The following is a 19,861-nucleotide window of genomic DNA, read 5'->3' on the forward strand; positions in this document are numbered from 1 at the left end:
ATGAACTGGGAATATTTAAAAGATAAAATTTTAGTTTTTGGAGATGATGATTGGATTTTTTCTGATATGTTTATTTCTATAGTTGGTGATTACGAAGGTTGTTTTAATGATGAAGACAGAATGCTTTACACTTACAAGATGTTGAGAGAAATAATGTCTGATAATTTAATTGATATTTATTTTATCAAACCGAATGAAAACCTTACTCCTTTTATTTATAATAATGCTCAAGACATTGATTACTTTATAAGTAAGATTGATGTCGAATGGAAGAAGCAAAATTATAAAGTACCAGATCCAGACCAATTATTTTGGGCTACAACTAATTCAAATGGAAAATCTCAGATTCAATAAATTTAAAGAAATCCGCAATGACAGAGGTGCTATTGCGGATTTTTTTGTTGAATAATTCTTTACAGACTATCTTAAATTGAAGTGGTTTTTCATAGTCTGACAATTTAGAGCTTGTAGGACTTTAATATATGTAATCTTTGATTCTAGGTCAAAAACTAAATAACCACATTTTATTAAGCCAAATACTTAAATCCGTTATAGTGGCTTTTGTGAGACGTTTATTTTTTTAATTCCAATAACTTCTGTCAATTTATTTAACATGATTTTTGAAGCAAGCCTAAATCCTAATTCCAGAAAAATAAACCTCATTCCTAGGATAGTCATAACCATATCAAATATCACATCTAACTTATTTTCTATTATTGAGACAATGATCCCTGAAAGACAAAACAAGACCATTGCTAAAAAAATGATTTTCAAAATTATGCCAGTTCTAATTTTCAATCTTCCTTTTTTATTTTCCAGTTTTCCATTTAATACACAAAATTCTCCAAGCAACTTTTTAGAGAACTTTATTTCAAATTCATTCTCTCTGATTTCGCCTATAAATGTTTGCTTATTCCAGTTTGCTACAAATTGCTCTTTCGATAAAGTATGCTTTTTTAACTCTAAAATAGCAGATATCCTATCATTATTTAATTCTATTGAAAAGTCACTTTCAGGAAATATTTTCATTTAGTTCAAGGTTTTTCTTTAAATGTTGCAAAACGGTAATACCACTAAACGTCAACTAGGTAAAAATAGCTGCTAACCGTTCGGCTTTTTATTAATCATTTTCTAAAAATATTTTCCAATATCTTACATCCATCCATTTATTATCATCTTTAGTTTTGGATAAAAATATTTCTAACTCTGTTTCCGAAATTGGATTTTTTTCGATTTGAACAGGGGTTTCTCTGTTGATTGAAATGTGCTTTAAATCATTCATTATTCGACTAAAATTATCAATTGAAATTGCTATGGAATTTTCTTCCCATTCTCCGTTTCCGTGTTCAGAAATAAAAACTGGTAAATTTGGATTTTCAATGTCAACAAATATTGGGTCACCCATATTATCAGTCGCAATTACAATCCAATTTTTTTTCCAATCTCCATTATTTTTTCCAACTAACAATTTACCGCTTTGTGTCACGCTATATCCAATTTGTTCTTCTTCTATATTTTCTAATTTGAATATATTTATTTCGCTATAACCAATTGAAATATTTTCTGTACTTGTAATAAATTTTTTGAACTTTTCATTCTCCAACAACACATTCAAATTTGGTTTTTCACTACCATTAAATAGTTTACTAAAAATATTCATTTATCCTTCTTTTAAAGTTTATGCTTCTTTTTACATTCTTGTTGTCCAAACTGAAGGTTAACTCATATATACACATCATCCTCATCAAACTAATTTTGGGTATATATACGAAGCTTTGTTTCACATTCTTGTTTCCCAAATGTAATAAATAAAGATTGTAAACCTTTCTTTCCAAAAAAAAACAAAGTGGAGTGGCCTAAACTCATTTATACTAGGAAGAACTGAAAAACACTTTTCAAAACTAAAAACTACCTTCCTAAAACCTAAAAACACTTTTCAAAAACGAAAAAACACTTTTCAAAACTGAAAACATACTTTCAAAACTGAAAACATACTTTTAAAAATGAAAAAACACTTTTCAAAAATGCACAAGGACTATTAACGCATGGTAAAATGTAATTAACGAATGGTAAAGTGTCATTAACGAATGGCGAAACTCTATTAACGCATGGTAAAATGTAATTAACGAATGGTAAAATGTAATTAACGAATGGTAAAGTGTCATTAACGAATGGCGAAACTCTATTAACGCATGGTAAAATGTAATTAACGAATGGTAAAGTGTCATTAACGAATGGCGAAACTCTATTAACGCATGGTAAAATGTAATTAACGAATGGTAAAGTGTCATTAACGTATAGTAAACTTTCATTAACACATGGTAAAACTCTATTAACGCATGGTAAAATCCTATTAACGCATGGCGAAACACTTTTTTTCAGACGTCACGGGATTTTGATTAAATTCAATTCTATAATTATTTCACTAAATTGTATAAATTTACATAACCGCTTTTCACTTACATTTGTCCACATTCAAGAAATTATACCTTATGAATCTGACCACTACGCTGCAATCCAAAATCATATTGGTAGTTCTACTCTTCAGTTCATCGATTGCTTTTTCGCAAAACGAAATATATGAAGCCAAAAAAGACAGTGTTCCTTACGTGACTTTGTACGATTTATTTAAAAAGAAAGAAAACAGAGACCAAGAGGAAGAAGATTCTAAATCCAACTTTATTATTTTACCTACCATTGGTTTGCAACCCGCAAGTGGCTTCACAGGCGGATTTATAAGTCAATACAGTTTCAAGAAAAACGAAACCGATAGAGTTTCCTTAATTGCCGGTGGAGCTTCCTACAGTACGAAAAAACAAATTTTGACCTACGTCAAAAACAATATGTATCTCCAAGAAAACAAATACTTTTTCAGTGGCGATTACAGGTATTATGTATTTTCCCAATCTAATTTTGGCTTGAGCACAGACATTATTCCGTATGGCGATGACTTCGATAATTTTTCAATCGACGACCTCGAGCAACCGATGAAATACAATTATTTTAAATTTCACCAAACCGCTTCCATTCGTGTCCTGCCTTCTATCTATGTAGGAGCCGGAATTCACATTGACGATTACAGCAAGATTGATGATGAATTTTATAAGGACAACAATCAGCAATCGAGTTTTCATTACGACTATTCGCAAAAATACGGGTACAACGACAAGCATTATACGGTTGCCGGTGGGAGTTTGAATTTAAGCTACGATTCGAGAGACAATTTGATTAACACCAACCGAGGATTATTCGTGAATTTGAATTACAGATTCAACCCCAAATACAAAGAAAGTCAACAACAAAGCACCACTTTATCGCTTGACGCTCGCTATTTTATTCCGTTGAGTAAATCAAACAAGCAACACGTTTTGGGATTTTGGACCTACGGACAATTTTTAACAAGCGGAACATTGCCTTACTTGAATTTACCCTCTCTAGGTTGGGACGCCAATAGCCGAAGCGGAAAAGGCTACACTCAAGGATTATTTCGCGGTGCCGAATTAATCACCTTTGAAACCGAATACCGTTTTCCAATTACTAAAAACCAACTGATCAGCGGAACATTTTTCGTGAATGCTACAACCGCAAGCGATGTTGACGGCACTGTTGCGTTATTTGATACATTTCAACCTGCAGCAGGTGTTGGACTTCGTATTTTGCTTGACAAAAAAACCTTGACCAACTTCCTAGTGAATTTTGGTTTAGGTCGCGATTCAAAAACATTCTACTTCAATGACGGCGAAGGATTTTAAGTTACCAAGCAATCGGATTGTAATCTTTTAAGAATTTTCCGCTCCAATGTTTCCCAGAATTGATGCCGTCAAACAACGGGTCCATCACTCTTGCCGCTCCATCAACAATGTCAAGTGGCGGCTGAAAATCTTGTTCTTCTTGTTTGCGTTTTGCCATCGCCGCCGGGTCTTCATCAGTCACCCAACCGGTATCAACCGCGTTCATAAAGATGCCGTCTTTCGCCAAAGTTCCCGCGGCAGTATGGGTCAACATGTTCAAAGCAGCTTTCGCCATATTGGTATGAGGATGGCGGTCTTCCTTAAAATCCTTATAAAATTTCCCTTCCATCGCCGAAACATTGATAATGTGCTTTTTGCCCGTCTTGTCTTTCTTCATCACTTCTGAAAGTCGGTTGCACAACACAAAAGGAGCCACTGAGTTGACCAATTGCACTTCAATCATTTCGGTGGTTTCTATTTCGCCGAGTTTCAATCGCCAACTATTGGTCTTCCGCAAATCGACTTGTTGCAAATCAGCGTCCAATTCACCTTCGGGAAAAACTTCAGTCGAAACCAATCCTTTGTCAAACGAATACGGAATCTGCGATAATTTGGCGGAAGCCCTCAAACCAATTCCGGGTTCGGGACCGTGCCAAGTAACCGGCATATTTTGGTTGGACGAAGCACCAAGGGTGAGTGCTTTCAATTCTTCCAAACAATTCAAATGGTCGTTCAGCAAACCTTGCACATCCTTATTAAATTCAGAAATAGGTAATTCTTCATTTCGCATTAGATGCGAATAAAACCCAGAAGGACGTCTTACGGTTTGTGCCGCATTGTTGATTAAAATATCCAATCGACCGTATTTTTGTTCGATGAAATTACAGAAAATCTCCACACTCGGAATGTGTCGCAAATCCAGTCCGTGAATCTTCAAGCGATGTCCCCAATCCTTAAAATCTTCTTCTTTTGCAAACCGAATTGCCGAATCGGCAGGAAAACGAGTCGTTGCCACAACCGTCGCCCCACCTCGAAGCAACATCAAAGTAATGTGATAACCAATTTTCAAACGAGAACCTGTAATCACGGCCACTTGCCCGCTTACATCAGCGGTTTGAAATCGTTTTGCATAATTGAAATCTCCACAATCGGTACACATTGAATCATAGAAATGATGCATCTTTGTGAATTTAGTTTTGCAAACGTAACAGATTTTAGGGATTTTCAATTCCAACACTTCTTTCTCCAAAAGTAAATTGGAAGCCAATAATTTTGGAGCCACAAAAACACTTGCTTCACGAGCGGAACGAATTCCGGTTTCTTTTCTCGCCACTCTATCTCTAGTTTCTTCTTTCTTTTTGGCCAGTGCTTTAGCATCTTTTTTTCTACGTGAAAATTCTTCGCGGTCGGGTCTAGAAAATTGTCCTGCTGCTTTAATTAATGCGGTTCTTTGTTCTTTTGGAATTTCAAATATTTGCGAAGTTTCAGCATTTAATTGTTCTAAAACAGCGATGCATTTGTTGATTTCTTCGGCAGAAAGGATGTTACTTGTAGGCATTTCTTCGTTCATTCGTATAAAGTTGAAAATGCTTTTGGTGCAGATTCTCAAGCGGCAAAGATAGATTTTTAATACTGTAAATTAAGAAGGAGATTTTACACAGATTTTACAGATTAAAAGGTCTTAGAAATGTTAGTGCTAAATAAATTTCGCAGATTATCATAGTACTTTGTATCTTCGCCCGACTCTATAAATTATGCAACACTTATTTAAATCCTATTTAAAATTCATTTGGAATTCCACCAATGCTCACGGAGTGCATTCGCCGTTTGTATTTGATTTGGTTCGCAATTGCTTTTACGACAAGACAAATTATCCCGAATATCAGATTTTGGATAACTATAGAAATTCGCTTTTGCAAAACAAAAACACCATTGAAGTTACCGATTTTGGTGCAGGTTCACGGGTTTTTAAATCGAATACACGAGCCATTAATCAAATTGCAAAGAATGCTGGAATTTCGCCAGAAAGAGCCAAATTACTTTTTAGAATTGTGTATTATTTCCAACCAAAAAGTATTCTAGAAATCGGCACTTCTTTAGGATTAGCCACTTCTGCCCTAGCCTTGAATAATTTTTCAGAAGTAACTACCTTAGAAGGTTGTCCCGAAACCATGAAACAATGCCAGTTGCAATTGCAAAAATGCAACATCCATAATGTAACGGGAATTACGGGTGAATTTTCAAAACAACTCAAAACTTACAATTTACAACCAACAACCTACAACCTCATCTACTTCGACGGCAATCATTCCAAAAAGGCAACTTTAGAATACTTCGAATTATTATTACCAACAATTGATAACGAAACCGTTTGGATTTTTGATGACATACATTGGTCACAAGAAATGGAGGAAGCTTGGGAAATCATAAAAAAACACCCCAAAGTAACGGTCACGATAGACACATTTCAGTGGGGTATTGTTTTTTTTAGGAGCGAACAAGTCAAAGAAGACTTCATTGTTCGAACTGATAAATCGTTCTTTTTAGATAACGTCTTAGGGGTTAAAAACCTGTGGGGTTTGTTGCACTAAAACTGTTTTCCAATTAAAATTATTTTTTATTTAGCTTATTAAATTCTTTAAACATTTCTAATAAGTTCATTACAGAATTCACTAAATCATTTGTTTCAAGCAATAAAGCAAAGTACAATTTACTATTTTTTGGACTCGTTTCGGTGGTTCTGATTCGGTTTATTTGCTTTGAAATCAATTCAGAAACGGTGTCTAAAAGCGCTTGTTTGTCTTTTAAAATCAAGTCGATTTTATTGAACTCTTCATTTTTAAAACTGTCTTCTAGCATTTGCAACAAGAGTTGTAACTGTTGATCAATCGTTTTTAGATCACGAATTTGATTGAACTTTAAAGGCTTGTGGTTATTATTGACATGCGAATAACTATTCCCAGTTATAAAATCAATCGACTGCACCATGTCTTGCAAATACCCTAAAATCAAGATATAAAATTTACTCGCTTCTACAGAATTCTCATCCAAATTTTTAATCAGATAAAAGACATTGCTTTTCAGTTCGTCTACTTCTTTTTCTAACTTCTTTTGGTCTTTTTTATTCTGTTTAAGTTTTGCTAAGTCTTGTAAACTTAAATTGTCAATCAAATTAGAATACAAAGTACTCGTTCTTCGGAAAACCTTTGCAATTTGAGCTGAACTCTCGGTAATCATTTCGTTTACAGTACCAATATCTTCCTTGCGTAAACTCTTGATTTCTGCTTCGATTTTCACTTTCGCTTTGTGCTTTCTAGAACTTCGGTACAACATAATTCCTAACATCAATAATAAACCTACGAATGCGAATACTTCACCCACTTTTAGAATATAAGCCATTACGAAAGCCATCAAGAAAGCAACGATTGCAGTAAAAAACCATCCCCCAATTACGTTGAAAACTCCTGCAATCCTGTAAACGGCACTTTCTCTGTCCCAAGCTCTATCGGCAAAAGAGGTACCCATTGCAACCATAAATGTTACATACGTTGTTGACAATGGCAACTTCATAGATGTTCCAATTGCAATCAAAATACTCGCCACCATCAAGTTTACCGAAGCTCTAACCATATCAAAAGCGGGCTCATCTTCTGATTTCTTGGTTGATTTTTCAACATTTTTGAAACGATTATCAATTTTAATCTGTAGTTTTTTTGGCAAAAAATAGTTGATTCCTTCCCCTACATACACGCCAAATCTCACAATACCTCTCGAAGCGGTATTGGGTGAAAATTTTTCGACTCCTTCACCTTGCCGTGATAAATTTACCCCAGTTTCAATAACACTTCTTGCTTTTTTAGAAGTCCAAAGTGTGATTACCATTACTACACCAGCGAATAGCAAGAAGTAAAATGGAGCAACAATATCATCATTTGCTAGAGCTCCCATCATAAAATCATCGCCTGAAATTCCGCTACCTTGAAAAATTTCGTACGAATTAAATGCTGCGATAGGAACTCCAATAAAATTCACTAAATCATTTCCAGCAAATGCCAATGCCAACGCGAACGTTCCGATGATGATGATAACACGTAAAATATTAATTTTGAAATAGCTGATAAGCAATTGCGAAAGTGCTGTGAAAATAACAAAATTAACACCTATAATCATAAATTGATGCGAGCTAATCCATTCTGATTGTTCTTTTGATATGAATGAAACCCCTTTTAATCCCTTAATTAATATAAAAAATGTAATCGCTGTAATAGCAATTCCTCCAAAGATAGCACCAAAATATTTTAGCTTTTTCTCGTAATGGAACGTGAATATCAGTCGGGAAATATATTGTACGAGGCTACCTATGGAGAACGATAAAACGACCGAAAGTAGAATACTGTAGACAATCGCAGAAGCTTTCTTGGTATTGATGTAAGCTCCTAATGTGTCAAATGAATCGTCTGCAACGTATATTTTATAAAGAGCTAAACATACGGCAGCTCCCAATAATTCGAAGATAATTGAAACTGTAGTTGAAGTAGGCAACCCTAAAGAGTTGAAAACGTCGAGCAGTAAAATATCAGAAATCATCACCGCTAAAAAGATAATCATGACGTCATTAAAGCTAAACATACTTGGTACAAAGATACCACTTCGCGCAATTTCCATCATTCCACTAGAAAACATGGCGCCAACTAAAACCCCAAGACTTGCAACAATCATAGTAGTTTTAAATGAAACCGCCTTAGAACCTATCGCAGAATTCAGAAAGTTTACTGCGTCATTACTTACTCCAACTACTAAATCTATAACAGCTAGAACGCCTAACACAATCAACATTATTACGTAAATCTGATCCATTTTTCTACTGGTTTTAATTTTGTACAAAAGTCCTTTAAGAATTTTGCCTGCATGTTAAGTTAATGTTATTAAAAGTTAAAGGTAAATGATCAGCACTGATATTTACTAAGTGATTACAAAAAAAAAAGCCGCCCAAAATTGGACGGCTATTTTAACCTTTTATAAAATGTTCAACTACTCTTTTGCTTCCGCATTTTCATCTGCTTTCGCTCCCATTCGTTCCCATTTAAATTTAGGGCCAAATTTGAATTTAATTTCAGCAATTTTACCATTGTCATGCGAACTCAAACCTTCTTTTTCAACCGTATTTTTTCTAGAATCTAGCGCTTCATACAAAGCTTTGATTTCATCAAAATCTTCTCTTGAATAAGAATCTTTGTTTTTTTCAAATTCATTATAGAAATCATTGTACACTTTCAAGATGTTGTCTTTGTTAACCCATGAAAAATCCATACTATCACCAGCCATTATTCCGTCACCAAAATAAGAATTTCGGATTACCGTCTTTCTATCTGCAGGTTTTGGAGCGCTCGCCTCCACTTTCATTTTGAATTCAGTGTATTTCACTGAAGCTTTCTCCATACGGTCTTGTGCATTCGTCTGATTTTGCATGTTAGCAACAGCCATATCAGCTTCATTCATTCGTTCATTATAACCCGCTTCAATAGCTTGCCAATTTGCCAAAGCTTCTGCTTCAGTAACATTGTTTACTGAATCTACGTATTTTTCATAACGATCAAATGATTGTTCTGCCATTTTTTCATTTTCACTCTTACATGATGTAAAAGACGCTGCAATAACTGCAACTCCTAATAATAATTGTACTTTTTTCATAGTTTAGTTGATTTTAATAATTCGTTGTAAAACTAATAATTAAAATAATACTGTATTAATTTTAGTTAATATTTTATGATTAATTTAGTATTTAGTCCTTTATATTGAATAAATATTGATATCTTGTAACCCAAATCAAAAATTGTATAATGTTTTCTAAATTGAAATTATATATTAAAATGTAACTTTATGCAAAATTTCAAATTCAAAAAAATGAAAGTCTATACTAAAACTGGAGACAAAGGAACCACGGCACTTTTTGGCGGAACGCGTGTTCCAAAGAATCACATTAGAATCGAAAGTTATGGAACGGTAGATGAATTAAATTCTCATATTGGTTTAATAAGAGACCAAGAAATCAATGTACTATATAAAACTGTCTTGGCAGAAATCCAAAATAAACTTTTCACCGTCGGTGCAATTTTGGCAACTCCTCCTGAAAAAGCAACATTGAAAAATGGAAATGAACGTTTAAACATTCCAAAAATAACTGAGAAAGAAATTGAATTTATGGAAAACGCCATTGATTCGATGGAGCAATCGCTGCCGCAAATGACACATTTTGTACTTCCAGGAGGTCACACAACCGTGTCATATTGTCATATCGCAAGATGCGTTTGTCGAAGAGCAGAACGAATGGCGGTACATTTAAACGAAATTGAACCCATAGATTTTTATGTATTGAAATACCTGAACCGACTTTCTGACTACCTTTTTGTATTGGCACGGAAGTTGTCCCAAGACTTAAACGCTGAAGAAGTGCAATGGATTCCCGAAAAATTTTAACTATAAAAATGCGGGCTTTTTTATCCTGAAAATTCTCTAGCGAAACAGAAAACAAAAAAACGTTCTTAACTTTTCTAAAATAAACACAATTTTACTTGACTATTTCAGTAAAAAATTTATTTTTGCATAAAATTATAAAATTTATACCAGATGTATTGGACATTAGAATTGGCATCCTATTTAAGTGACGCACCGTGGCCTGCTACCAAAGATGAACTTATTGACTATGCTATCAGAGCTGGTGCACCTTTAGAAGTGGTAGAAAACCTTCAATCTATTGAAGATGAAGGCGAAATCTACGAATCGATGGAAGAAATTTGGCCAGATTATCCTACGGACGAAGATTATCTTTGGAACGAGGATGAATATTAAAAATAAATCAATGAAAAGTCTCATGCGAGACTTTTTTTTTGTTTGAATAACGAATTGAATAATAGAATTATATAATATGAGCTTCATAAACAGCATTCTTAAAGCCTTTGTCGGTGATAAATCTGAGAAAGACGTAAAGGCATTACAGCCTTACTTAACTAAAATTAAAACATTTGAGGCTTCGTTGTCTTCATTATCTCACGATGAACTAAGGGCAAAGACCGCTGAATTTAAAAAGCGAATACAAGAAGCGCGTCAAGAAAAAGACGATAAAATTGCTGCACTTAAACTTGAAGTAGAGCAAAAAGTTGACATTGACGAAAGAGAAGATATTTATGTCCAAATTGATGCTTTAGAAAAAGAAGCATACGATATTTCAGAAAAAACACTTTTAGACATTTTGCCTGAAGCTTTTGCAGTGGTAAAAGAAACAGCAAAAAGATTCAAAGACAATTCTGTAGTTCGCGTAAAAGCAAATCAAAACGATTTGAAATTTTCTGCACAAAAAGAATACATTACCATAGAAGGTGATGAAGCACTTTGGTCAAATACTTGGTCAGCTGCCGGAAAATTGATTACGTGGGACATGATTCACTATGATGTTCAGTTAATTGGTGGAATGGTTTTACACCAAGGTAAAGTTGCCGAAATGCAAACAGGGGAAGGAAAAACTTTGGTTGCAACCTTACCGCTTTACTTAAATGCCTTAACCGGAAACGGAGTGCATTTAGTAACCGTAAATGATTACTTAGCAAAACGTGATAGTGCTTGGAAAGCGCCACTTTTTGAATTCCATGGAATGTCAGTTGATTGTATCGATTTACACCAACCAAATTCTGACGCCAGACGTGCAGCTTACAATGCAGATATCACTTACGGAACTAACAATGAATTTGGTTTTGATTATTTGAGAGATAACATGGCTCATTCGCCAACGGATTTAGTGCAAAGAAAACACAATTTCGCCATTGTCGATGAGGTCGATTCTGTATTGATTGACGATGCAAGAACGCCGTTGATTATCTCTGGTCCGGTTCCTCAAGGAGACCGACATGAATTCATGGAATTGAAACCGAAAATTGAAAATTTGGTAGCACTTCAACGTCAACTGGCAAATGGATTTTTGACAGAAGCTAAAAAATTAATCAAAGAAGGAAATACAAAGGATGGTGGTTTTCAATTATTGAGAGCTTATCGTGCAATGCCTAAAAATAAAGCATTAATTAAATTTTTAAGTGAAGAAGGAATCAAACAATTGCTTCAGAAAACTGAAAATCATTATATGCAAGACAACAACCGCGAAATGCCGAAAGTGGATGATGCGTTGTACTATGTCATTGAAGAAAAGAACAATCAAGTTGAGTTGTCAGACAACGGTATCAAATCGTTATCTACAAATGAAGATGCTGATTTCTTTATCTTACCAGATATCGGAACTGAAATTGCCCGAATTGAAAAAATGAAATTGGCAATTGATGCAGAAGCGGAAGAGAAAGAAAAACTATTCCAAGATTTCGGTATTAAAAGCGAAAGAATCCACACATTAACGCAATTGTTAAAGGCCTATTCTCTTTTTGAAAAAGACGTAGAATACGTTATCATGGACAACAAAATTATGATTGTTGATGAGCAAACGGGTCGTATCATGGACGGTCGTCGTTATTCTGACGGTTTACACCAAGCAATTGAAGCCAAAGAAAATGTAAAAATTGAAGCGGCTACTCAAACTTTTGCAACGGTAACATTGCAAAATTATTTTAGAATGTACAACAAACTTGCAGGTATGACGGGAACAGCCGTAACTGAAGCAGGTGAATTGTGGGAAATATATAAATTAGACGTTGTTGAAATTCCGACAAATCGTCCGATGGCACGTAACGATAAAGAAGATTTGATTTACCGTTCGGTTCGCGAAAAATTCAACGCAGTAATTGAAGACGTTGCTGATTTATCAAAAGCAGGACGTCCAGTATTAATTGGAACAACTTCTGTTGAAATCTCTGAATTATTAAGCCGAATGTTGAAAATGAGAAACGTTCCTCACAACGTTTTGAATGCCAAAATGCATAAGCAAGAAGCGCAAATTGTTGAAGATGCTGGAAAACCAGGAGTTGTAACGATTGCAACAAATATGGCGGGTCGTGGAACCGATATTAAATTATCTCCAGAAGTTAAAGCAGCGGGTGGTTTAGCAATTATTGGTACTGAACGTCATGATTCTCGTCGAGTAGACCGTCAGTTAAGAGGTCGGGCAGGTCGTCAAGGAGATGTGGGAAGCTCACAATTTTATGTTTCGCTTGAAGATAATTTAATGCGACTTTTTGGTTCAGAACGAGTTGCGAAAGTAATGGATAGAATGGGATTGAAAGAAGGTGAAGTGATTCAGCATTCTATGATGACCAAATCTATTGAAAGAGCCCAGAAAAAAGTAGAGGAAAACAACTTTGGTGTTCGTAAACGTTTATTGGAATACGATGATGTGATGAATGCACAACGTGAAGTAGTTTACAAACGCCGTCGTCACGCTTTGCATGGTGAACGTTTGAAAGTGGATATTGCCAACATGATTTACGATACTTGTGAATTAGTTGCAACTTCAAATAAAGAAGTAAATGATTTCAAAAATTTTGAATTTGAATTAATTCGATATTTCTCAATTACAAGTCCAATTTCTGAAGGTGAATTCAATAAGCTTACGCCAATTGAAATCTCTGGAAAAATTTACAAATCAGCATTAGAGTATTACACGGAAAAAACAGACCGAAGTGCTCGAGAAGCGTTGCCGATTATCAAAAATGTTTTTGAAAACGAAAACAATCAATTTGAACGAATTGTAGTTCCTTTTACAGATGGAATCAAATCGCTAAATGTGGTTACGGATTTGAAAAAAGCATACGATAGTGAAGGGAAACAATTAGTTGCTGATTTTGAAAAAAACATCACTTTGGCAATTGTGGATGAAGCTTGGAAAAAGCATTTACGTAAAATGGATGAGTTGAAACAATCGGTTCAATTAGCCGTTCACGAACAAAAAGACCCATTGCTGATTTACAAATTTGAAGCATTCAAATTGTTTAGCTCTATGTTGAATGGTGTAAATAAAGAAGTAGTTTCGTTCTTGTTCAAAGGAGATTTACCGCAACAAAACACGGCAACTATTCAAGAAGCTCCAGAAGTTCTTCGTCAGAAAGAAGACTACACAACTTCAAAAGACGAAATAATGAATAGTGACCAAGCTGCTGCTGAAAATCGCGAAGCAGGTCAAACGCAACAACGTCAAGTTACGGAAACGATTAAGCGCGACATGCCCAAAATCAACCGGAACGACAATGTTACCATCAAACACATGATTAGTGGAAAAACGGAAACTATGAAATACAAAAAAGCCGAATCACTTTTAGCTAGTGGTGAATGGGTTATTGTAAACGAATAACTTCCTTCGAAATCTAAATACAAAATCCTCAAACTACTGCAGTTTGAGGATTTTTTTTTGGGCGTGACCTACCCATTTTTTATTTAAAATCTGTTTTCTGACGTAAAAAAATTTCAAATTTCATTAAGTTTTGGCGGGAGGGTTGGGCTGTTCGTTCCCGCTTTTTTAATCCCTTTTTAAAAAAAATGGTATAAAAAAGAGCTACTCTTCCATCCTTCACGCGTAGTGAAAGGTATTAAGGATTTAAAATTTTCAATTGCAATTTTCATTTTGAATGCTAGTATTTAAAAAAATAATCATTTTCAACGCTCATAACTTTTCATAAGTTATTGAAATTCGGTTTTCTCTATAAGTCATAAACCGAATTATCTGTTTATCTTTGTCACAGTTTAACTTTTACACAAAAAATGAAACCTAACACACAACAATTAATCGATTTTAGCACGCAAGTAAGAAGAGATATTCTTCGTATGGTTCACGCCGTAAATTCAGGTCATCCGGGAGGTTCTCTAGGTTGTACAGAATTTTTTGTAGCCTTGTACCAAAATATTATGGACCGAAAAGAAGGTTTTGATATGGATGGATTGGACGAAGATTTATTTTTTCTTTCAAATGGACATATTTCGCCAGTTTTCTACAGTGTTTTAGCACGAAGCGGCTACTTTCCCGTAGCTGAATTAGCAACTTTCCGCCTTATCAATTCACGTTTACAAGGACACCCCACAACACATGAAGGTTTACCTGGAATCCGAATTGCTTCTGGCTCACTGGGACAAGGTTTATCGGTTTCAATTGGTGCGGCTCAAGCCAAAAAATTGAATAACGACAAGCATCTGATTTATACATTAATGGGTGACGGTGAATTGCAAGAAGGTCAAAACTGGGAAGCCATCATGTATGCTTCTGCAAAAAAAGTAGACAATTTAATCGCCACTGTTGATTTAAATGGAAAACAAATTGACGGTACAACTGACGAAGTTTTACCAATGGGAAGCATTCGTGCTAAATTTGAAGCTTTTGGATGGGATGTTCTTGACGTTGAGAAAGGAAACGACATTGAAGCAATAATTGCAGGATTGAACGAAGCAAAATCGTTAACAGGAAAAGGAAAACCTGTTTGTATTTTATTACATACCGAAATGGGTAACGGAGTAGATTTCATGATGCATACACACGCTTGGCACGGAAAAGCGCCGAATGACGAGCAATTAGCTAAAGCATTTGAACAAAACCTAGCAACTTTAGGAGATTATTAATTTAGATAAAAGTAGTAAGAATTAAGTATTAAGACTTTTAAAAAAGAATTCATGAAAAAATATACAAATACAGGAAATAAAGATACCCGTTCCGGTTTTGGAGCTGGATTAACTGAGTTAGGTCAAAATAACGAAAATGTAGTCGCACTTTGTGCCGATTTAATTGGTTCATTAAAAATGGACGATTTTAAGAAAAATCATCCAGAGCGTTTTTTCCAGATTGGAATTGCAGAAGCAAACATGATTGGAATTGCCGCAGGATTAACTATCGGTGGAAAAATTCCTTTCACAGGAACTTTTGCCAACTTTTCAACGGGAAGAGTTTACGACCAAATTCGTCAATCTGTCGCGTATTCCGATAAAAATGTAAAAATCTGTGCTTCACACGCAGGTTTGACTTTAGGAGAAGATGGAGCAACACACCAGATATTAGAAGACATTGGTTTGATGAAAATGTTGCCAGGAATGACTGTAATCAACACTTGCGATTACAACCAAACAAAAGCCGCAACAATGGCAATTGCTGATTTTCATGGTCCTGTTTACTTGCGTTTTGGACGTCCATCTGTTCCAAATTTCACACCTGAAAACGGGAAATTCGAAATTGGAAAAGCTGTTTTATTAAACGAAGGTTCAGACGTAACTATAGTAGCAACTGGACATTTAGTTTGGGAAGCATTAGTTGCTGCAGAAGCTTTAGAAGCAAAAGGTATTTCAGCCGAAGTGATAAACATTCACACTATAAAACCTTTGGACGAAGAAGCCATATTAGCCTCTTTAGCCAAAACTAAATGTGTAGTTACTGCGGAAGAGCATAATATTATGGGAGGACTAGGCGAAAGCGTTGCTAGAGTTTTATCCTTAAATAATCCTGCACCTCAGGAATTTGTTGCCGTAAATGATAGTTTTGGTGAATCTGGAACTCCAAACCAATTGATGGAAAAATATGGTTTGACCAATCAAGCTATTGTTGAAGCAGTTGAAAAAGTAATGAAGAGAAAATAATATTTTCCCAATTAAGCATAAAAAAAATCCAATTCGAAAATGAATTGGATTTTTTTTATTTAGTGTAATTTGAACTTTATTGACAGTTTGGATCCAAATGTTTTTTTAAAGTTCCTCCTACACAAGTTGGAATATTTGCAAATTCATAAGGCAAACCTGTGGCCGGATTTTTTACTTCTAAAATCGTTCTTACGTTATCATTATCATCATCATTGTCTAAAAAATCAGGAATATTATCTCCGTCAGTGTCGACAGAAAACAAATCTTCCACTCCTGTTCCATTTTCATATTTTGATAAAACAGTATCACTATCATGATCACGTTCACGAACACTATGCAATCGGACAGTAAATGCTATTGGTGAATAAGAAGGAATACTAGAACTGAAAGTATTGTAATATCCTAAACCCGAGGGCAGAAACACGACACCAACTCCAGAATTATTATACGATACTTGCCCATCAGGACCTGTTACAAATGGTGGTACTGCAGCATTCAAAAGTGGCGTAAATTGTCGGAAGCCAGAAATTAACGCTGTCTCGTCGTTGGAAGTTTTCGGAAAAGTAGACCAAAAAGGTTGATTACTAATATCAAATTGCTCACTATCCGTCAACCTCCAGCCTCTATAACTCACATAAGTAGAATCAAATCGAGTTGTAGAAGCTCCACCACCGTCATTAATTATAAAATAATACATCTTATAATCAACGGGATCACTAATACGGCCGTCAACTAAATAGGAGGTACGAGTATCGTTTTTTACCATTTTAAACTGCAATGGAAACTCCGTATTGTCCCAAATAGAAACTTTCCCTTCTACATTTCCTACAATAAAAGTATCAATTTTTACATCGGTCAATCCACCTTCTTCTATTACAGAAAAGGAATGTGTTTTAAGATAAGATTCGATAGAATCAAGATCAGTTGGGTATTGAACCGTGTAATCTCTAGGAGGCGTTGTTTTTTTACTATCGTCATTACTACATGAAAATAAAACGACGCTTATTAAAGGTAAAATAAAATAAAACTTAACTTTGTTCATTATTGTCAGAAATTTCGTCGCAAGATACAATATTGATTTATTTTTGAATCAAAAATTAACGCTGATTTTACAAAACAAATGAGAATTGACAAATATTTATGGTGCGTGAGGTACTACAAAACAAGAAACATGGTAACTGAAGCTTGTAAGAAAAATCATGTTACCGTTAACGGACAAGTAGCGAAACCTTCAAAGGAGGTTTTTGCCACTGATAAGATTACTTTTCGCAAAGATCAAATAATCCGAAAAATTACTGTTTTAGACATTCCAGATAATCGTGTTGGAGCCAAGTTAGTGGATATGTATCGCAAGGATGATACGCCAATTGAGTCGTTTGAACATTTAGAATTATTGAATTTAGCCAAGGAACATTACCGCAAAAATGGCGAAGGTCGACCAACTAAAAAGGACCGTCGGGATATCGACGGTTATACAACTGATTTTGATACAGAAGAGGATTAAACCAATAATTGTTTAAATTTACACTCAAATAAAATTTGATATGAGTCAAAATACCATTTTAAATCATCAAGAAATAGCACATAAAACAAAGCGAATTGCTTTTCAAATTTATGAAACATTCGTAGATGAGGAGGAAATCGTTATTGCTGGAATTGCAGAAAATGGCTACCTTTTTGCAAAAAAAATTTCAGAAGCATTACAATCCATAGCTCCAATAAAAGTGTTATTATGCGAGGTTTTTATTGACAAACAAAATCCCACAAACCTGATTACAACTTCTTTACCATCAGAAGAATATAAAAACAAAGGTTTAATTTTAGTGGATGATGTATTGAACTCAGGAACCACCTTAGTTTATGGCGTTCGGTATTTTTTAGATGTTCCCCTAATAAAGTTTAAAACAGCGGTTTTAGTGGATCGAAATCACAAAAAATATCCAGTAAAAGCAGATTTTAAAGGTATTTCACTTTCTACTTCCCTGTTTGAACACGTAAATGTAGTTTTTGAAAAAGACAATAACCACGCTTACTTAAGCTAGTCTATTTATAATTTCAGTGGCAATTTCTTCCTTTGTTTTATCATTTACTAATATTTTCAACAAAGCTTGATTATAGAAGTAACTTCTGTCAAAAAGATGCTTGGCAATAAATTCTTTAAATTCCGCGTCCGTCAGATTAGCAATTAGAGGTCGGTTTTTACGTTCTAAAAATAATCTGGAGAACAAAGTGTCAATTGATGCGTTGAGATACACAGAAGCTGTATTTTGACCCGATAACAGTAAATGATTATTTGCGTAACAAGGTGTTCCGCCGCCTAAACTCAAAACAAAACTTTCTTCATTCAGAATTAGTTCGTTAAATATTTCGTGTTCTATTTTACGAAAGTAAATCTCTCCTTTCTTCAAAAAAATTTCAGAAATTGACAATTGAAGACGGTTTTCAATCACTTGATCCAAATCAAAGAATGGAAAATGCAATCGTTCCGCTATCATTTTACCAATAACTGATTTACCCGAACCCATATAACCCAGTACCAAAATCTTTTTCATAAAAATAAAGTCTTAAATAACAATACGTTAAGTTTAAATGCAAAAAAAAGACAAATTTAAAGCAAAAATGCTTTGAAAAATAAATAATAACACCTTATATTTGCACCCGCATTCAAGGAAACAAAATGACTCGATAGCTCAGTTGGTAGAGCACATCACTTTTAATGATGGGGTCCTGGGTTCGAGCCCCAGTCGGGTCACAAAATGACTTAGTTTTCTTGAATGCATCGACTCGATAGCTCAGTTGGTAGAGCACATCACTTTTAATGATGGGGTCCTGGGTTCGAGCCCCAGTCGGGTCACAAAAGGTCGTTCGTTTTTCGAATGACCTTTCTTTTTTTAGGCCACGTGGAGAAACGGTAGACTTGCCAGCTTGAGGGGCTGGTGCTCGAAAGGGCGTGTGGGTTCGAATCCCATCGTGGTCACATTTACAACAAAAAAAGAAGCGAAACACCTAGTAAAATAAGGGTTTCGCTTTTTTTTACTAAATAATATCCCGACAATATCCCGACGGCATACATAGTATTTACAACTTATTCCAACGCATTTTTAGTTTGCTTTCTCATAAGTATAAACAACAGCTCCTGCTTCATATTCTGAAGTATAAGAATCTACTCCATCAGATTCAAATTCATAAATGATTTCTAAATCTAATTTTGAAGAAGTAAGTGTTTTTACATTCGCTCTTCTTTCAAAAATTAAAACAGAACCATTCATTTGTTTGATTGTTAATAAATCTCCTGCTAAAGTATAAGTCCCGTTTTCTGTATATTGAATACAATTATCGTTACTGTCTTCGGAAGCATATTTAGTAACCTGAACACCGTTATCCAGAAACTCCGCAAAATCCAACTCCTTATTACAACTATATCCAGGAAATGAAACACCACCCGAAAGTATATCGGTTTGATGCCACAATCCTTTTATAGATGCATCAGAACTAATCTTGTTTCCTGAATCATCACTCGAGCAAGACATAAGTCCCGCAAACACAAACATAAGTACTACTTTTTTCATAAACTTAAAATTTAAATA

General features: G+C 34.8%; 18 protein-coding genes and 3 tRNA genes. 13 read left to right on the forward strand and 8 right to left on the reverse strand.

Annotated elements, in window-relative coordinates; all coding sequences use genetic code 11:
* Window positions 1-354 carry a hypothetical protein gene (locus tag ACQ5J2_RS16375; RefSeq protein ID WP_432671543.1) on the forward strand — a complete coding sequence of 118 codons (354 nt, stop codon included), beginning with the start codon at window positions 1-3 and terminating at the stop codon, window positions 352-354.
* 195 nt (window positions 355-549) lie between these two features.
* Here the strand turns inward: ACQ5J2_RS16375 and ACQ5J2_RS16380 are convergent, their stop codons facing one another.
* Together ACQ5J2_RS16380 and ACQ5J2_RS16385 are read right to left on the reverse strand one after the other, a co-directional pair.
* Window positions 550-1,029 (reverse strand): hypothetical protein, encoded by a 480-nt coding sequence (locus tag ACQ5J2_RS16380; protein WP_432671544.1) that lies wholly within the window; start codon window positions 1,027-1,029, stop codon window positions 550-552.
* Between the two features lie 91 nt (window positions 1,030-1,120).
* Window positions 1,121-1,660 carry a hypothetical protein gene (locus tag ACQ5J2_RS16385; RefSeq protein WP_432671545.1) on the reverse strand — a complete coding sequence of 180 codons (540 nt, stop codon included), beginning with the start codon at window positions 1,658-1,660 and terminating at the stop codon, window positions 1,121-1,123.
* Window positions 1,661-2,492: 832 nt separating this feature from the next.
* Between ACQ5J2_RS16385 and ACQ5J2_RS16390 the strand changes: the two genes are divergently transcribed.
* Window positions 2,493-3,752: a BamA/TamA family outer membrane protein gene (locus tag ACQ5J2_RS16390; protein ID WP_432671546.1), complete on the forward strand. Its 1,260-nt coding sequence runs from the start codon at window positions 2,493-2,495 to the stop codon at window positions 3,750-3,752.
* A 1-nt stretch (window position 3,753) separates the two neighbouring features.
* Here the strand turns inward: ACQ5J2_RS16390 and ACQ5J2_RS16395 are convergent, their stop codons facing one another.
* Window positions 3,754-5,301 carry an SDR family NAD(P)-dependent oxidoreductase gene (locus tag ACQ5J2_RS16395; RefSeq protein WP_432671547.1) on the reverse strand — a complete coding sequence of 516 codons (1,548 nt, stop codon included), beginning with the start codon at window positions 5,299-5,301 and terminating at the stop codon, window positions 3,754-3,756.
* Between the two features lie 184 nt (window positions 5,302-5,485).
* Between ACQ5J2_RS16395 and ACQ5J2_RS16400 the strand changes: the two genes are divergently transcribed.
* The gene (locus ACQ5J2_RS16400; protein ID WP_432671548.1) at window positions 5,486-6,322 is read left to right on the forward strand and encodes an O-methyltransferase; all 837 of its coding nucleotides are present in this window, start codon (window positions 5,486-5,488) and stop codon (window positions 6,320-6,322) included.
* A 19-nt stretch (window positions 6,323-6,341) separates the two neighbouring features.
* Here the strand turns inward: ACQ5J2_RS16400 and ACQ5J2_RS16405 are convergent, their stop codons facing one another.
* The gene (locus tag ACQ5J2_RS16405) at window positions 6,342-8,588 is read right to left on the reverse strand and encodes an inorganic phosphate transporter (RefSeq protein WP_432671549.1); all 2,247 of its coding nucleotides are present in this window, start codon (window positions 8,586-8,588) and stop codon (window positions 6,342-6,344) included.
* A 174-nt stretch (window positions 8,589-8,762) separates the two neighbouring features.
* Window positions 8,763-9,422 (reverse strand): hypothetical protein, encoded by a 660-nt coding sequence (locus ACQ5J2_RS16410; RefSeq protein WP_432671550.1) that lies wholly within the window; start codon window positions 9,420-9,422, stop codon window positions 8,763-8,765.
* A 213-nt stretch (window positions 9,423-9,635) separates the two neighbouring features.
* Here ACQ5J2_RS16410 and ACQ5J2_RS16415 point away from each other — a divergent pair, with 213 nt between their 5' ends.
* The 5 genes from ACQ5J2_RS16415 to ACQ5J2_RS16435 all read left to right on the forward strand — a co-directional run bounded on the left by ACQ5J2_RS16415 (window position 9,636) and on the right by ACQ5J2_RS16435 (window position 16,274).
* Window positions 9,636-10,208, forward strand: coding sequence for a cob(I)yrinic acid a,c-diamide adenosyltransferase (locus tag ACQ5J2_RS16415; RefSeq protein WP_432671551.1), 573 nt, complete (start codon window positions 9,636-9,638; stop codon window positions 10,206-10,208).
* 150 nt (window positions 10,209-10,358) lie between these two features.
* Window positions 10,359-10,580 (forward strand): DUF2795 domain-containing protein, encoded by a 222-nt coding sequence (locus ACQ5J2_RS16420; protein WP_022828503.1) that lies wholly within the window; start codon window positions 10,359-10,361, stop codon window positions 10,578-10,580.
* 76 nt (window positions 10,581-10,656) lie between these two features.
* Window positions 10,657-14,013 (forward strand): preprotein translocase subunit SecA, encoded by a 3,357-nt coding sequence (gene secA, locus ACQ5J2_RS16425; RefSeq protein WP_432671552.1) that lies wholly within the window; start codon window positions 10,657-10,659, stop codon window positions 14,011-14,013.
* A 407-nt stretch (window positions 14,014-14,420) separates the two neighbouring features.
* Window positions 14,421-15,269: a transketolase gene (locus ACQ5J2_RS16430; RefSeq protein ID WP_432671553.1), complete on the forward strand. Its 849-nt coding sequence runs from the start codon at window positions 14,421-14,423 to the stop codon at window positions 15,267-15,269.
* 51 nt (window positions 15,270-15,320) lie between these two features.
* Window positions 15,321-16,274 carry a transketolase family protein gene (locus ACQ5J2_RS16435; protein ID WP_432671554.1) on the forward strand — a complete coding sequence of 318 codons (954 nt, stop codon included), beginning with the start codon at window positions 15,321-15,323 and terminating at the stop codon, window positions 16,272-16,274.
* Between the two features lie 76 nt (window positions 16,275-16,350).
* On the opposite strand, the gene ACQ5J2_RS16440 is transcribed toward ACQ5J2_RS16435, so the two are convergent.
* Window positions 16,351-17,316, reverse strand: coding sequence for a hypothetical protein (locus ACQ5J2_RS16440; RefSeq protein WP_432671555.1), 966 nt, complete (start codon window positions 17,314-17,316; stop codon window positions 16,351-16,353).
* Window positions 17,317-17,394: 78 nt separating this feature from the next.
* On the opposite strand from ACQ5J2_RS16440, the gene ACQ5J2_RS16445 reads away from it, so the two are divergent.
* Window positions 17,395-17,778: an RNA-binding S4 domain-containing protein gene (locus tag ACQ5J2_RS16445; RefSeq protein ID WP_432671556.1), complete on the forward strand. Its 384-nt coding sequence runs from the start codon at window positions 17,395-17,397 to the stop codon at window positions 17,776-17,778.
* A gap of 40 nt (window positions 17,779-17,818) precedes the next feature.
* Entirely contained in the window at window positions 17,819-18,316 is a 498-nt protein-coding gene (locus tag ACQ5J2_RS16450; protein ID WP_432671557.1) for a phosphoribosyltransferase family protein, read from the forward strand.
* Here the strand turns inward: ACQ5J2_RS16450 and ACQ5J2_RS16455 are convergent.
* On the reverse strand, window positions 18,308-18,826 hold the full coding sequence (locus ACQ5J2_RS16455) for a shikimate kinase (protein WP_432671558.1): 519 nt from the start codon (window positions 18,824-18,826) through the stop codon (window positions 18,308-18,310). The genes ACQ5J2_RS16450 and ACQ5J2_RS16455 overlap by 9 nt on opposite strands.
* Window positions 18,827-18,953: 127 nt before the next feature.
* On the opposite strand from ACQ5J2_RS16455, the gene ACQ5J2_RS16460 reads away from it, so the two are divergent.
* The 3 genes from ACQ5J2_RS16460 to ACQ5J2_RS16470 all read left to right on the forward strand — a co-directional run bounded on the left by ACQ5J2_RS16460 (window position 18,954) and on the right by ACQ5J2_RS16470 (window position 19,251).
* Window positions 18,954-19,026, forward strand: a tRNA-Lys gene (locus ACQ5J2_RS16460).
* Window positions 19,027-19,055: 29 nt separating this feature from the next.
* A tRNA-Lys gene (locus ACQ5J2_RS16465) sits at window positions 19,056-19,128 on the forward strand.
* Window positions 19,129-19,168: 40 nt separating this feature from the next.
* A tRNA-Leu gene (locus ACQ5J2_RS16470) sits at window positions 19,169-19,251 on the forward strand.
* A gap of 124 nt (window positions 19,252-19,375) precedes the next feature.
* On the opposite strand, the gene ACQ5J2_RS16475 is transcribed toward ACQ5J2_RS16470, so the two are convergent.
* Entirely contained in the window at window positions 19,376-19,843 is a 468-nt protein-coding gene (locus ACQ5J2_RS16475; RefSeq protein ID WP_432671559.1) for a lipocalin family protein, read from the reverse strand.
* Window positions 19,844-19,861 lie beyond the last annotated feature (18 nt).

Source organism: Flavobacterium sp. SM2513, from assembly GCF_050908145.1.
Lineage (GTDB): Bacteria > Bacteroidota > Bacteroidia > Flavobacteriales > Flavobacteriaceae > Flavobacterium.